This window comes from Streptomyces sp. 3-6, assembly GCF_056323165.1.
The window spans coordinates 998,557-1,010,168 of record NZ_JBWHZP010000001.1 but is presented as its reverse complement, the minus strand read 5'-3'; the positions used below and the strand labels follow the sequence as shown (position 1 = coordinate 1,010,168).

General features: G+C 72.9%; 13 protein-coding genes. 6 read left to right on the top strand and 7 right to left on the bottom strand.

All coding sequences use genetic code 11. The features are described 5' to 3' along the window. Positions 1 to 553: 553 nt before the first annotated feature. On the bottom strand, positions 554 to 1,195 hold the full coding sequence (locus AC02VZ_RS04240; protein WP_432053867.1) for a DNA-3-methyladenine glycosylase: 642 nt from the start codon (positions 1,193 to 1,195) through the stop codon (positions 554 to 556). Positions 1,196 to 1,388: 193 nt separating this feature from the next. On the opposite strand from AC02VZ_RS04240, the gene AC02VZ_RS04235 reads away from it, so the two are divergent. The 3 genes from AC02VZ_RS04235 to AC02VZ_RS04225 all read left to right on the top strand — a co-directional run bounded on the left by AC02VZ_RS04235 (position 1,389) and on the right by AC02VZ_RS04225 (position 3,455). Then, positions 1,389 to 2,171, top strand: coding sequence for a sporulation protein (locus AC02VZ_RS04235; protein WP_432053868.1), 783 nt, complete (start codon positions 1,389 to 1,391; stop codon positions 2,169 to 2,171). A gap of 41 nt (positions 2,172 to 2,212) precedes the next feature. Continuing rightward, on the top strand, positions 2,213 to 2,752 hold the full coding sequence (locus AC02VZ_RS04230; RefSeq protein ID WP_432053869.1) for a YbhB/YbcL family Raf kinase inhibitor-like protein: 540 nt from the start codon (positions 2,213 to 2,215) through the stop codon (positions 2,750 to 2,752). A gap of 196 nt (positions 2,753 to 2,948) precedes the next feature. Then, positions 2,949 to 3,455 carry an HNH endonuclease gene (locus AC02VZ_RS04225; RefSeq protein ID WP_432053870.1) on the top strand — a complete coding sequence of 169 codons (507 nt, stop codon included), beginning with the start codon at positions 2,949 to 2,951 and terminating at the stop codon, positions 3,453 to 3,455. Positions 3,456 to 3,577: 122 nt separating this feature from the next. Here AC02VZ_RS04225 and AC02VZ_RS04220 read toward each other — a convergent pair whose 3' ends face one another. The 3 genes from AC02VZ_RS04220 to AC02VZ_RS04210 form a co-directional block, all read right to left on the bottom strand. Then, positions 3,578 to 4,540 (bottom strand): SPFH domain-containing protein, encoded by a 963-nt coding sequence (locus tag AC02VZ_RS04220; RefSeq protein ID WP_362088805.1) that lies wholly within the window; start codon positions 4,538 to 4,540, stop codon positions 3,578 to 3,580. Between the two features lie 143 nt (positions 4,541 to 4,683). Beyond that, positions 4,684 to 5,118 (bottom strand): NfeD family protein, encoded by a 435-nt coding sequence (locus AC02VZ_RS04215; protein WP_432053871.1) that lies wholly within the window; start codon positions 5,116 to 5,118, stop codon positions 4,684 to 4,686. A gap of 105 nt (positions 5,119 to 5,223) precedes the next feature. Next, positions 5,224 to 6,021 (bottom strand): ABC transporter ATP-binding protein, encoded by a 798-nt coding sequence (locus tag AC02VZ_RS04210; protein ID WP_362088807.1) that lies wholly within the window; start codon positions 6,019 to 6,021, stop codon positions 5,224 to 5,226. A gap of 194 nt (positions 6,022 to 6,215) precedes the next feature. Between AC02VZ_RS04210 and AC02VZ_RS04205 the strand changes: the two genes are divergently transcribed. Further along, on the top strand, positions 6,216 to 7,004 hold the full coding sequence (locus AC02VZ_RS04205; RefSeq protein ID WP_432053872.1) for a hypothetical protein: 789 nt from the start codon (positions 6,216 to 6,218) through the stop codon (positions 7,002 to 7,004). Positions 7,005 to 7,344: 340 nt separating this feature from the next. Here the strand turns inward: AC02VZ_RS04205 and AC02VZ_RS04200 are convergent, their stop codons facing one another. From AC02VZ_RS04200 to AC02VZ_RS04190, 3 genes are all read right to left on the bottom strand, one after another. Beyond that, positions 7,345 to 7,590 (bottom strand): chaplin, encoded by a 246-nt coding sequence (locus AC02VZ_RS04200; RefSeq protein WP_476474522.1) that lies wholly within the window; start codon positions 7,588 to 7,590, stop codon positions 7,345 to 7,347. 155 nt (positions 7,591 to 7,745) lie between these two features. Next, on the bottom strand, positions 7,746 to 8,387 hold the full coding sequence (locus AC02VZ_RS04195) for a response regulator (protein ID WP_476474521.1): 642 nt from the start codon (positions 8,385 to 8,387) through the stop codon (positions 7,746 to 7,748). Next, entirely contained in the window at positions 8,380 to 9,525 is a 1,146-nt protein-coding gene (locus tag AC02VZ_RS04190) for a GAF domain-containing sensor histidine kinase (RefSeq protein WP_476474520.1), read from the bottom strand. The genes AC02VZ_RS04195 and AC02VZ_RS04190 overlap by 8 nt, the downstream gene beginning before the upstream one ends. A gap of 251 nt (positions 9,526 to 9,776) precedes the next feature. On the opposite strand from AC02VZ_RS04190, the gene AC02VZ_RS04185 reads away from it, so the two are divergent. After that, positions 9,777 to 10,475, top strand: coding sequence for an SDR family NAD(P)-dependent oxidoreductase (locus AC02VZ_RS04185; protein ID WP_432053875.1), 699 nt, complete (start codon positions 9,777 to 9,779; stop codon positions 10,473 to 10,475). After that, a complete protein-coding gene (locus AC02VZ_RS04180) occupies positions 10,472 to 11,521 on the top strand; it encodes an S-adenosylmethionine:tRNA ribosyltransferase-isomerase (protein WP_476474519.1) in 1,050 nt (349 codons plus the stop codon). Before AC02VZ_RS04185 ends, AC02VZ_RS04180 begins: the two co-directional genes overlap by 4 nt. Positions 11,522 to 11,612 lie beyond the last annotated feature (91 nt).

The window sequence follows — 11,612 nt, the reverse complement described above, 5'->3', positions numbered from 1 at the left end:
GAGCCAGGATCAAACTCTCCGTGAATGTGTACCCGTGATCGGGTCGACACCACGAGAGCGGAACCACCGGAGGAATAATCCGATGGTTCACAGCGTCCTCGCTGTGTTTTTTCAAAGGAACCTCGACCATCCGAAACAAATGTCCCGGCTGGACGGGGCATCAACATATCTGGCGTTGACTTTTGGCACGCTGTTGAGTTCTCAAGGAACGGACGCTTCCTTCGTACTCACCCTCTCGGGCTTTCCTCCGGGCGCTTCCCTTCGGTGTTTCCGACTCTATCAGATCCTTTTCTCGACCTGACCCCCAGTCAGCGGGGTTGCCGTCAGCCGGTGGGCTTTCGCCCGTCGGCCTTTCGACGATCACTACGTTAACCGATATCCCGGCCCGATTCATAATCGGGTCCCGCGGATTCGAATTCGGGCATGGGAACATGACGAATTCGACCCCGCCGAGGGGTGATCGTAGGTAGTGGGGTGGCCGCTTCCGGCTGCAGGCGATCGCCGTACCCGGTTCAAGCGGCCCGGAGTACATTACGCGTCCGGCAGGGCCGAGTCAACTCCGGCGGCGCCTCGGCACGTGGGCGCGGTACGGACTCACGGTCGGGTCGTCCGCGATCCAGTAGCGCCACGGATGCACCGCCCCCTCGCCGGCCACTCCGGTGCGGGGGCCGTTGCGCACCTGGTGGGCCGGGACGGGCTGCCCGCCGAGCACCCTCAGCGGGGTGTCGTGCGGGGCGCAGGCGTCCGTGCCGTCGAAGGAGCGGTCGACCCCGAGTGCCGTGGCGAGACGGGCGGGGCCCTTGGCCAGTTCCTTGTCGTTGCGGGCCGAGAGGCGCCGTGTCCGGGCGAGTTCCGCGCCCTCGACGATCTCCCCCGCGCGCAGCAGGACCCCGCCGGCACGGTCCTCGGGGCCGCAGACCAGGTTCATGCAGAACCACATGCCGTACGTGAAGTAGACGTAGACGTGGCCGGGCGGGCCGAACATCACGGCGTTGCGCGCGGTGCGGCCTCGGTAGGCGTGCGAGCCGGGGTCGTTCTCGCCGTCGTACGCCTCAACCTCGGTCAGGCGCAGGGCGATCGGACCGTCCGGGGTGCTGCGTACGAGGATCCGGCCGAGGAGGTCGGGGGCCACGTCGAGGACGGGGCGGTCGAAGAACTCTCGGGGCAGGGGCGTACGGTCGGGGGTCGCGATCATGCCGTCCGAGGGTACTGGAGGCGGCTCGTGCCGCGGGGTGGTCAGGGGACGCCGTTCTTGTCAGGGTGACGTCCACGGAACCGGTCACGGCCCGATCGCGTTGTTATGGAGCGACGGTCCGCGACGCACGACGGTCCGCGGGACACGGAAGAGCCACGGGCCACACAGGCCGTAGGGCGACAAGGGGAGACACATGGCGTTCAAGAAGCTGCTCGCGAGCCTGGGGGCCGGGGGCGCATCGGTCGAGACGGTGCTGCACGAGGTCAACGTCGTGCCGGGCGGTGTCGTCCAGGGCGAGGTGCGGATCCAGGGCGGCTCGGTGAACCAACAGATCGAGGCGCTGTCGGTCGGGCTGCAGGCCAAGGTCGAGGTGGAGAGCGGCGACCAGGAGTACAAGCAGGACATCGAGTTCACCAAGTCGCGGCTCGGGGGCGCGTTCGAGCTGCAGGCGGGGGCGGTGCACGCGGTGCCGTTCGGTCTGGAGATCCCGTGGGAGACGCCGGTCACGATGATCGACGGTCAGGCCCTGCGCGGGATGAACATCGGAGTGAGCACCGAGCTGGAGATCGCGCGTGCGGTCGACTCCGGTGACCTGGACCCGATCAACGTGCACCCGCTGCCGGCGCAGAAGGCGATCCTGGACGCGTTCATCCAGCTGGGCTTCCGCTTCAAGAGCGCCGACATGGAGCGCGGCCACATCCGCGGGACGCGGCAGAAGCTGCCGTTCTACCAGGAGATCGAGTTCTTCCCGCCGCAGCAGTACCGCGGGCTGAACCAGGTCGAGCTGAGCTTCGTGGCCGACGAGCAGGCCATGGACGTCGTGCTGGAGATGGACAAGAAGCCCGGGCTGTTCAGTGAGGGCAGCGACACCTTCCGTTCCTTCACCGTGGGCCTGAACGACTACCAGGGCACCGATTGGGCCGGGTACCTGAACCAGTGGCTGTCGGAGGTCGGCAGCAAGCGCAACTGGTTCTAGGCTCGGTGGTGACCGAAGGCTGACGATTCAGGAGGTACCGAGTGACCGAGCTCGAGCGGCGGCCGCTGCCCCACGACTTCCATCCGCCCGTGCCGTCCTTCACGGTGACGAGTGAGGACGTCGAGCACGGCGCGACACTGAAGAACGCCCAGGTCCACGCCGCGGGGAACACCTCGCCGCATCTGCGGTGGGAGGGTTTCCCGGAGGGGACCCGGAGCTTCGCGGTGACGTGCTTCGACCCGGACGCGCCGACCGGCAGCGGGTTCTGGCACTGGGTGGTGTTCGACATCCCGGCCTCGGTGACCGAGTTGCCGACGGGGGCGGGCAGCGGGAAGTTCGAGGGTCTGCCCCAGGGCGCGGTCCACGTGCGCAACGACTACGGCAGCCGTGACTTCGGCGGTGCCGCGCCGCCGCCCGGTGACGGCCCGCACCGGTACGTGTTCACGGTGTACGCCGTGGACCAGGAGAAGCTGGGCCCGGACGCGGACGCCACTCCTGCCGCCGTGGGGTTCAACCTGCGTTTCCACACGCTCGCGCGGGCGCACCTGATCGCCGAGTACGAGGTGCCCGCCGGATCCTGACCGGATCTCCGCGTTCACCGAACGTTTGCCCGCCCCTGGTCTTGGAATTGACCAGGGGCGGGCATTTTTCGTCTCGGGAGGTGCCGGATGCCTCCCGCGGAGCAGCGGATATTGCGTTGTCCATCTCGGCGTGCCCGGCCAGAGTTGACCCCAGCCCGCCAGGGGGTGGGCCGGTGCGCACAGGAGGTGGGCTGGTATGCGGGACACGCTGGTGCTGAACGCGAGCTTCGAGCCGCTGTCGACGGTGACGCTGAACCGAGCCGTCGTTCTGGTGCTCCAGGACAAGGCCGTCGTCGAGCAGGCCCACCCCGAACTGCGCATGCGGGGAGCCGCGGTCGACATACCGGCGCCCCGGGTGATCAGGCTCTGCCACTACGTGCGGGTGCCGTTCCGAAGACGGGCGCCCTGGTCCCGGCGGGGCGTGCTGGTGCGGGACCGTCACCGGTGCGCGTACTGCGGGCGGCGGGCGACGACCGTGGACCACGTGGTGCCGCGGTCCCACGGGGGTCAGGACACCTGGCTGAACACGGTGGCGTCGTGCGCGGAGGACAACCACCGCAAGGCGAACCGGACGCCGGAGCAGGCGGGGATGCCGCTGCTGCGTGAGCCGTTCGAGCCGACGCCCGCCGACGCGATGCTGCTGGCGCTGGGGGCCGCCGAGTTCGAGGCGCTCCCGGAGTGGCTGACGCTGGACGCGGCGTAGGCGGGGGCGCGCGACGCCGGGCGGAGGCCGGCGCCCCGGGCCCCCTCCACACACGGGCTCCCCGCACCCTGACCGGTGCGGGGAGCGTCAGGACGGTGGTGCCGGCCGTGGGGGCGGGCGGGTCAGTCGATGGAGGGCTTCTCGCGGCGCTCTTGGGCCGGGACGCTCCCGGTGGAGCCGCCGCCGTTGCCGCTCGTCCCGCCGCCGCCCATGGCGCCGAAGTTGCCGACGGCGCCGGAGAGGCCCTTGAGGGCGTCGCCGATCTCGCTGGGCACGATCCAGAGCTTGTTGGCGTCGCCCTCGGCGATCTTCGGGAGCATCTGGAGGTACTGGTAGGACAGCAGCTTCTGGTCCGGGTCTCCGGCGTGGATGGCCTCGAAGACGGTGCGCACGGCCTGGGCCTCGCCCTCGGCGCGCAGGGCGGCGGCCTTGGCCTCACCCTCGGCGCGCAGGATCTGGGACTGCTTCTCGCCCTCGGCGCGCAGGATCTCGGACTGGCGGACACCCTCAGCCTGGAGGATCGCGGCGCGCTTGTCGCGGTCGGCGCGCATCTGCTTCTCCATCGAGTCCTGGATGGAGGTGGGCGGTTCGATGGCCTTGAGTTCGACGCGGTTGACGCGGATGCCCCACTTGCCGGTGGCCTCGTCGAGGACGCCGCGCAGGGCGGCGTTGATCTCCTCGCGGGAGGTCAGGGTCCGCTCCAGGTCCATGCCGCCGATGATGTTGCGCAGGGTGGTGACGGTGAGCTGCTCGATGGCCTGGATGTAGCTGGCCACCTCGTAGGTCGCGGCCCGCGCGTCGGTCACCTGGTAGTAGATGACGGTGTCGATGTTGACGACCAGGTTGTCCTGGGTGATGACGGGCTGGGGCGGGAAGGGGACGACCTGTTCGCGCAGGTCGATGCGGTTGCGGATGGTGTCGATGAACGGGACGACGATGTTCAGGCCCGCGTTCAGGGTCCGCGTGTAGCGGCCGAAGCGCTCGACGATGGCGGCGCTGGCCTGCGGGATGACCTGGATGGTCTTGATCAGGGCGATGAAGACCAACACCACCAGGATGATCAGGACGATGATGATCGGTTCCATCGACGGTTCCCCGTACCCTTCTTCGCCTCGGCGTCTTCGGCAGGTCGTGTGCCTGGAAAGATCTTGCTGGTCGAGTCTGTCAGACCGCGGAGCAACTCGGGACCGTATCGGGTCAGTTGCGTCGTGTGAGGTCGCGTGACCGGTCACATGACGATGGCCGTGGCTCCCTCGATGTCGACGACGTCCACTTCCTGGCCGACCTCGTAGGCGCGGTCGGCCTCCAGCGCGCGGGCGGACCAGACCTCGCCGGCGAGCTTGATGCGTCCGCCGGAGCGGTCGACGCGTTCCAGGACGACGGCCTGTCTGCCCTTCAGGGCGTCGACGCCCGTGGAGAGCTGGGGCGGGCGTCCGGCACGGTGCCGGTTCGCGATGGGGCGCACCACGGCGATGAGGGCCGTCGAGACGACGGTGAAGACGACGACCTGGGCGACCGCGCCGCCGCCGAAGACGCCGGAGGTCACCGCCGCGGCCACGGCTCCGACCGCGAGCATGCCGAGTTCGGGCATCGCGGTGATCACCAGGGCGATGCCGAGTCCTGCCGCGCCGATCAGCCACCACAACCATGCGTCGATGTCCACATGGTCATGGTAGGACCGCACACCCGTCGCCGACAGGGCGCCGGTTGCCCGAAGTCGGCCGAAAACCGTTCAGGGGCAGAGGTCTTGGCGGACCGGGGGTGCGGTTCAGCCCATCGGGAGGCCCTGGGCGGTCCAGCGGTCGCCGACCTGCTCGACCACGAGGGGGAGCCCGAAGCAGAGGGAGAGGTTGCGGGAGGTGAGTTCGAGCTCCAGGGGGCCGGCGGCGAGCACCTTGCCCTGACGGATCATCAGGACGTGGGTGAAGCCGGGGGCGATCTCCTCGACGTGGTGGGTCACCATGATCATGGACGGGGCGATCGGGTCGCGGGCGAGGCGGCCGAGCCGGCGGACGAGGTCCTCACGGCCGCCGAGGTCGAGGCCGGCGGCGGGTTCGTCGAGGAGCAGCAGCTCGGGGTCGGTCATGAGGGCGCGGGCGATGAGGGTGCGCTTGCGCTCGCCCTCGGAGAGGGTGCCGAACCTGCGGTCGAGGTATTCGGACATGCCGAGGCGGTCGAGGAAGGCGCGGGCGCGCTGCTCGTCGATGTCCTCGTACTCCTCCTGCCAGCCGGCGGTCATGCCGTAGGCGGCGGTGAGCACGGTCTGCAGGACCGTCTGCTTCTTGGGGAGCTTGTCGGCCATGGCGAGGCCGGCCATGCCGATGCGGGGGCGCAGCTCGAAGACGTCCGTGCCGGGCCTGCCGAGGGTCTCGCCGAGGATGGTGGCGGTGCCCTTGCTGGGGTAGAGGTAACTGGACGCGATATTGAGGAGGGTGGTCTTGCCGGCTCCGTTGGGGCCGAGGATGACCCAGCGCTCGCCCTCCTTGACCGACCAGGAGACCTGGTCCACCAGAGCCCGGCCCTCACGGACCACGGATACGTCCTGAAGCTCCAGAACATCGCTCATGAGCGCGTTGTCTCCCCTTGCAGTGTGGCCGGTCTCGGCAGTCGCTTACGCCAGTGGCTCGGTCCGCCGCGCCGATCGGGCGCAGCCCTCCCTGAAATCTACGCCACCGGCCGGGCGGGGCGGTCCCTCGGTCCGGTACTTGGGCCGCGCACGGGCCTGCCGCGGTGGGCCGGGGGCGCGCCTAAGGTGGGGGGATGCTGTCGGAACCACGCTCGGGACGCCTCGCCGCATGGGGAAATGCCCTTCTCGCCGGACTTGTCCCGCCGGATGACGCCGTAGGGGAGATCGTCGGCGAGGACGCCGTGCACCGGGTGGCGGGGCTGCCGGGTGAGTCGGCCCCGGTGGGGCTGACGCTGGCGCTGGGGCGGCTGCGGTCGCTGGGGGCGACCGGCCTGCGGGTCGCGCTGCCGGCGGCGGGGCATCCCCTGGGGCTGAGCGGGCCGCCGGAGTTCAACGCGCGGGCGCTGGAGGCCGGGGAGGCGGTGGTCTGCCACGGGGCCGCGCTGGGTCTGGTGCCGGAGGTCGCCGAGGCGGGGCCGGAGGGTGATGTGCACGTGGAGGTCGTCTGGCACTGTCTCGCGGTGCGGGAGGCGCCGCCCGCCGACGTGCCGTCGCTGGGTGAGGCGGAGCGGGAGCTGGCGGAGGCGTTGCGGGAGGCGACGGAGGTCCTGACGCGGCTGGACGTGGCCGGGTCGGGGCCGGTGGCCGAGGCGGCGATCGACGCGTACCGGGCGCGGGCGGAGCGCGGGCGGGAGGTGCTGGCGCCGGGGTATCCGCCGCGCGCGGTGCGGGTGCTGGAGCTGGCGCAGCGGGTCGGGGCGCTGGTGGCGCTGGCGGGGACCCACGGGCACGGGGGCGCGGTGAGCGCGGCGGAGATGGCGGCGCGCGGTTCGGCGTTGCGGCCGGTGGAGCGGACGGCGCGACGGGCGCAGGTCGCGGCGTACAACGCGGCGGTGGAGGAGCGCGAGCGCGGCGTGCGCTGAGCGGGGCCGGGCCTCGGCCGCCCGCGCGGGGCGTGGAGCGGGAGGTGCGGGCCGCGGCCGGGGGCGCGCGAGCCGTCCGGCAGGGCGCGCGGACCGCGGGCGGGGCGCACGGGTCCCGGGGCCTGCCGGTCGGTGGGCCGCCTCCGGGGCGTGAACCGGTACGCGCCGCACGGCGCGGGCGCGCGCCAGGACGACGGCGCGGGCGCGGGAGCAGCGGCGACGGACGGGGGCACCGGCGCAAGGGCGCCGACGCGCGGGTGTGGGCGGCGTCGGTACGACGGCGGCCGGCCTCCCGGGTGGGGCCGGGAGGCCGGGGGTCACCTCGTCGGTGCGCGGCGCGTCAGTGGTTGACGGCCAGGTTGCCGAAGGCCGGGTTCAGCAGGCCGATGACGTTGACGGTGTTGCCGGAGACGTTGACCGGGACGTCGACCGGGACCTGGATGACGTTGCCCGAGACGACGCCCGGGGAGCCCGCCACGATGCCGTCGGCGTGGGCGCCGTCCGTGGCGGAGGCCATGCCCGTGCCGGCGGCAAGCAGACCGCCGGCGATCATCGTGACGGCCGCTGCCTTCTTCAGGTTCTTCACTTTCCAACCCCTCCTTGCGAGGCCGCGGCAGGCGCCGCAGCACGCACTGAGCAACGCCGGGGGCCGAAGAAGGATGCGCCATCCGGGGGACATTCCCACGACGGTATGAATCTCTCACCGGAAGGGAACCATCCGCCCGGCCGGGGCGTAGCGGGTCAGCCGCTCACTCCGTGCCGCACCGCCCACAGGGCGGCCTGGGTGCGGTCCGCCAGGTCCAGCTTCATGAGGATGTTGGAGACGTGCGTCTTCACCGTCTTCTCGGAGAGCACCAGGGCGCGGGCGATCTCGCGGTTGGAGCGGCCGTCCGCGATCAGCCCCAGCACCTCACGCTCCCGCTCGGTGAGCGAACCCGCCCGTCCGTGTCCCGGCCCGGTGTCCTCCTGCGACAGGAGCGCGCCGGCCACCTCCGCCTGGAGCAGCACGTGCCCGGCGTGCACGGAGCGGATGGCCCCGGCCAGGGCGTCGGGGTCGACGTCCTTGTAGACGTATCCGGCGGCGCCCGCGCGCAGGGCCGGGACCACCGTGCGCTGCTCGGTGAAGCTGGTGACGACCAGCACCCGGGCGGGGTGGTCCAGCTCGCGCAGCCGGCGCAGCGCCTCCACGCCGTCCATGCCGGGCATCTTCACGTCCATGAGGATGACGTCCGGCCGCAGCTCCCCGGCGAGGGCGACCCCCTCGGCGCCGTCCGCCGCCTCCCCGACGACCTCGATGTCGTCCTGCACCTCCAGGAAGGTGCGCAGTCCCCGGCGGACCACCTGGTGGTCGTCGACCAGGAGCACCCTGATTGCGTCAGCCACCGGGGACCTCCATCTCGATCGTGGTGCCCTTGCCGGGCTCGGACGTCACGCCGAGGCTGCCGCCGACGCCGCTCGCCCGGTCCCGCATGGAGACCAGTCCGAGGTGGCGTCCGGCACGGCGGACCAGGCGCGGGTCGAAGCCGCCGCCGTCGTCGGTGACCCGCAGGACGGCGCCGGCGCCCCGCCGCTCCAGGGTGACGTCGACCCGGTCGGCGTCCGCGTGCCGCAGGGCGTTGTGCAGGGCTTCCTGGGCCACCCGCAGCACCGCCTCCTCCTGGGCGGCGGGCAGGGCCCGCACGCCGTGGACGGTGAAGGTGACCCGGGCGGTGTGGGCGCGGTCGAGGACCTGGACCTGGGTGCGGAGGGTGGCGACGAGTCCGTCCTCGTCCAGGGCCGCCGGGCGCAGCTCGACGACGGCGGCGCGCAGTTCGTCGGCGGCCTCGGCGGCGAGGACGGCCACCTGCTGGAGCTCGCCCTTGGCCCGGGAGGGGTCGCGGTCGACGAGGCGGGCGGCGGCCTGGGCGGTCAGGCGCAGGGAGAACAGCTTCTGGCTGACGGCGTCGTGCAGTTCGTGGGCCAGCCGGGAGCGTTCCTCGGCGATGGTCAGCTCGCGGCTGCGTTCGTAGAGGCGGGCGTTGGTGAGGGCGATCGCCGCGTGCTGGGCGAGGATGCCGAGCAGTTCCTCGTCGTCCTCGGTGAAGCCGCAGGTGCCCTCGGGTTTGGGGCAGTTCTTGTTGGCCAGGAAGAGGGCGCCGATGACCTCGTCGCCGTCGCGGACGGGCAGGCCGAGGAAGTCGACCAGGTCGGGGTGGGCGCTGGGCCAGCCCTCGAAGCGGGGGTCCCGGCGCACGTCGGCGAGGCGCTGGGGGGTGGCCTCGCGCAGCATCGCGGCGAGGATGCCGTGCTGGCGCGGGAGGGGGCCGATGGCCTTCCACTGGGCGTCGCTGACGCCGTCGACGACGAACTGGGAGAAGCCGCCGTGGTCGTCGGGCACGCCGAGCGCGGCGTACTGCGCGTCGAGCAGTTCGCGGGCCGAGGCGACGATCGTCTTGAGGACGTCGCGCACCTCCAGGTGCCTGCTCATGGCCAGCAGCGCGGAACTGACCGCGGCGAGGCCGGACCGGGGGCGGTGGCTCATGTCCTCACGGTACCGGCGGGTGCGGGCGCCGCGGATCGGCCCGGTGGCCCCTCCCGCGGGGCCCGGGACCTAGGTCCCGGGGCGGACCCGGGTCCCGTCGCCGGACGGGGCGTAGGGCCGGGGTCCCGGGGTGCGCGGTGCAGGGCGAACGGACCCGGTGGAGTGCGTCCCGCGTCCGAGGCGGGGCGGGCGGCGCCGTCCCTACGTTGTGATCACGCCGTCCGAGCGGCGCACGACGAGAGGGGCACGGCATGCCGGTGGCGATCATCACGGGGGCGTCCAGGGGGCTGGGGCACGCGCTGGCGGGGGCGCTGGCGGAGCGCGGCTGGGACCTGGTGCTCGATGCGCGGGCTCCGGTGCGGCTGGCGGAGGCGGCCCGGCGGGTGTCCGCGCACGGGACGCGGGTGACGGCTCTGCCGGGCGACGTGGCGGACGCGGCCCACCGCGCGGAGCTGGTGGCGGCGGCCCGGCGGCTGGGCGGGCCGGACCTGCTGGTGCACAACGCGAGCGCGCTGGGGGCCGAGCCGCTGGTGACGTTGGAGCGGTTGCCGCTGGGCGGGCTGCGGCGGGCGCTGGAGGTGAACCTGGTGGCGGCGCTGGGGCTGGTGCAGGAGGCGCTGCCGCTGCTGCGGGCGTCCCGGGAGGGCGCGGTGATCACGGTGAGTTCGGACGCCGCCGTCGAGGCGTACCCGGAGTGGGGCGGGTACGGGGCGTCCAAGGCGGGGCTGGACCACCTGGCGGCGGTGCTGGGGGTGGAGGAGCCGGGGCTGCGGGTGTGGGCGGTGGACCCGGGGGACATGGCGACGGACCTGTACGCGGCGGCCGTGCCGGGCGACGACGCGCCGCGGCCGGAGCCGTCCGGGGTGGTGCCCGCCTTCCTGCGGCTGCTGGACGAGCGGCCGGTGAGCGGGCGGTACGCGGCGGCGACGCTCGCGGGGGTCCGGCCGTGACCGTGGCGGTGCGGGTGCCCGAGGAGCTGTCGGCCCGGGTGCCGGCGGAGCAGCGGGGGCCGGGGCTCGGCCGGGACGCCGTGCGGCTGCTGGTGTCCCGGGGCACGCGGGTGACGCACCACGCGTTCGGGGAGCTGGGGCGGCTGCTGCGGGCCGGGGACCTGCTGGTGGTGAACACCTCGCCGACGCTGGCGGCGGCCGTCGACGGGCGGACCGGCGGCGAGCGGGTGGTGGTGCACTTTTCCACGTGCGGTGACGACGGCCGCTGGGCGGTGGAGTTGCGGGAGCCGGACGGGCGGGGCACCACCCGCCCGCGTGGAGCGCGGCGCGCGGGGGCGGGGGTGCGGCTGCCGGGCGGGGCGCGGCTGGTCCTGGAGGCGCCGCTGAGTGCCCGGGGCGACCGGCTGTGGTGGGCGCGGGTGAGCCGGGACGTCCTCGGGCTGCTGCGGGAGTACGGGCGGCCGATCCGGTACGCGTACACGGAGCGGGACCAGCCGCTGTCGGCGTACCGGACGGTGTTCGCGCTGCCGCCGTCGGACGGGGCGGGCAGTGCGGAGATGCCGAGTGCGGGGCGCCCGTTCACGGGGCGGCTGGTGGCGGAGCTGGTGAGCAGGGGGATCAGGTTCGCGCCGGTCACGCTGCACACCGGGGTGGCCTCGGCGGAGGTGCACGAGCCGCCGTACCCGGAGCGGTTCGCGGTGCCGGAGACGTCGGCGTGGCTGGTCAACGCGGTGCGGGCGCGCGGCGGGCGGGTGGTCGCGGTGGGGACGACGGCGGTGCGGGCGCTGGAGTCGGCGGCCGGGGCGGACGGTGTGGTGCGGGCCCGGGCGGGCTGGACGGACCTGGTGGTGACGCCGGCCCGCGGGGTGCGGGTGGTGGACGGGCTGCTGACCGGTCTGCACGAGCCGGAGGCGTCGCACCTGCTGATGCTGGAGGCGGTCGCCGGGCGGGAGGCGGTGGCGCGGGGTTACGAGGAGGCCTTGCGGGCGCGGTACCTGTGGCACGAGTTCGGGGACGTGCACCTGCTGCTGCCGCCGACGCCGTAGTGGAGCGGCGCGGGCACGTCGTGGGGGACGCCCGCGCCAGGCCTCACCCAGTGCATTGCGCCAGCAACTGCGCGTGAGGCGGGAGCGGGTG

Coding starts and splice junctions, on each gene's coding strand:
- AC02VZ_RS04240 (WP_432053867.1), bottom strand. CDS start 1,195: ATGATCGCGACCCCCGACCGTACGCCCCTGCCCCGAGAGTTCTTCGAC.
- AC02VZ_RS04235 (WP_432053868.1), top strand. CDS start 1,389: ATGGCGTTCAAGAAGCTGCTCGCGAGCCTGGGGGCCGGGGGCGCATCG.
- AC02VZ_RS04225 (WP_432053870.1), top strand. CDS start 2,949: ATGCGGGACACGCTGGTGCTGAACGCGAGCTTCGAGCCGCTGTCGACG.
- AC02VZ_RS04220 (WP_362088805.1), bottom strand. CDS start 4,540: ATGGAACCGATCATCATCGTCCTGATCATCCTGGTGGTGTTGGTCTTC.
- AC02VZ_RS04210 (WP_362088807.1), bottom strand. CDS start 6,021: ATGAGCGATGTTCTGGAGCTTCAGGACGTATCCGTGGTCCGTGAGGGC.
- AC02VZ_RS04205 (WP_432053872.1), top strand. CDS start 6,216: ATGCTGTCGGAACCACGCTCGGGACGCCTCGCCGCATGGGGAAATGCC.
- AC02VZ_RS04190 (WP_476474520.1), bottom strand. CDS start 9,525: ATGAGCCACCGCCCCCGGTCCGGCCTCGCCGCGGTCAGTTCCGCGCTG.
- AC02VZ_RS04185 (WP_432053875.1), top strand. CDS start 9,777: ATGCCGGTGGCGATCATCACGGGGGCGTCCAGGGGGCTGGGGCACGCG.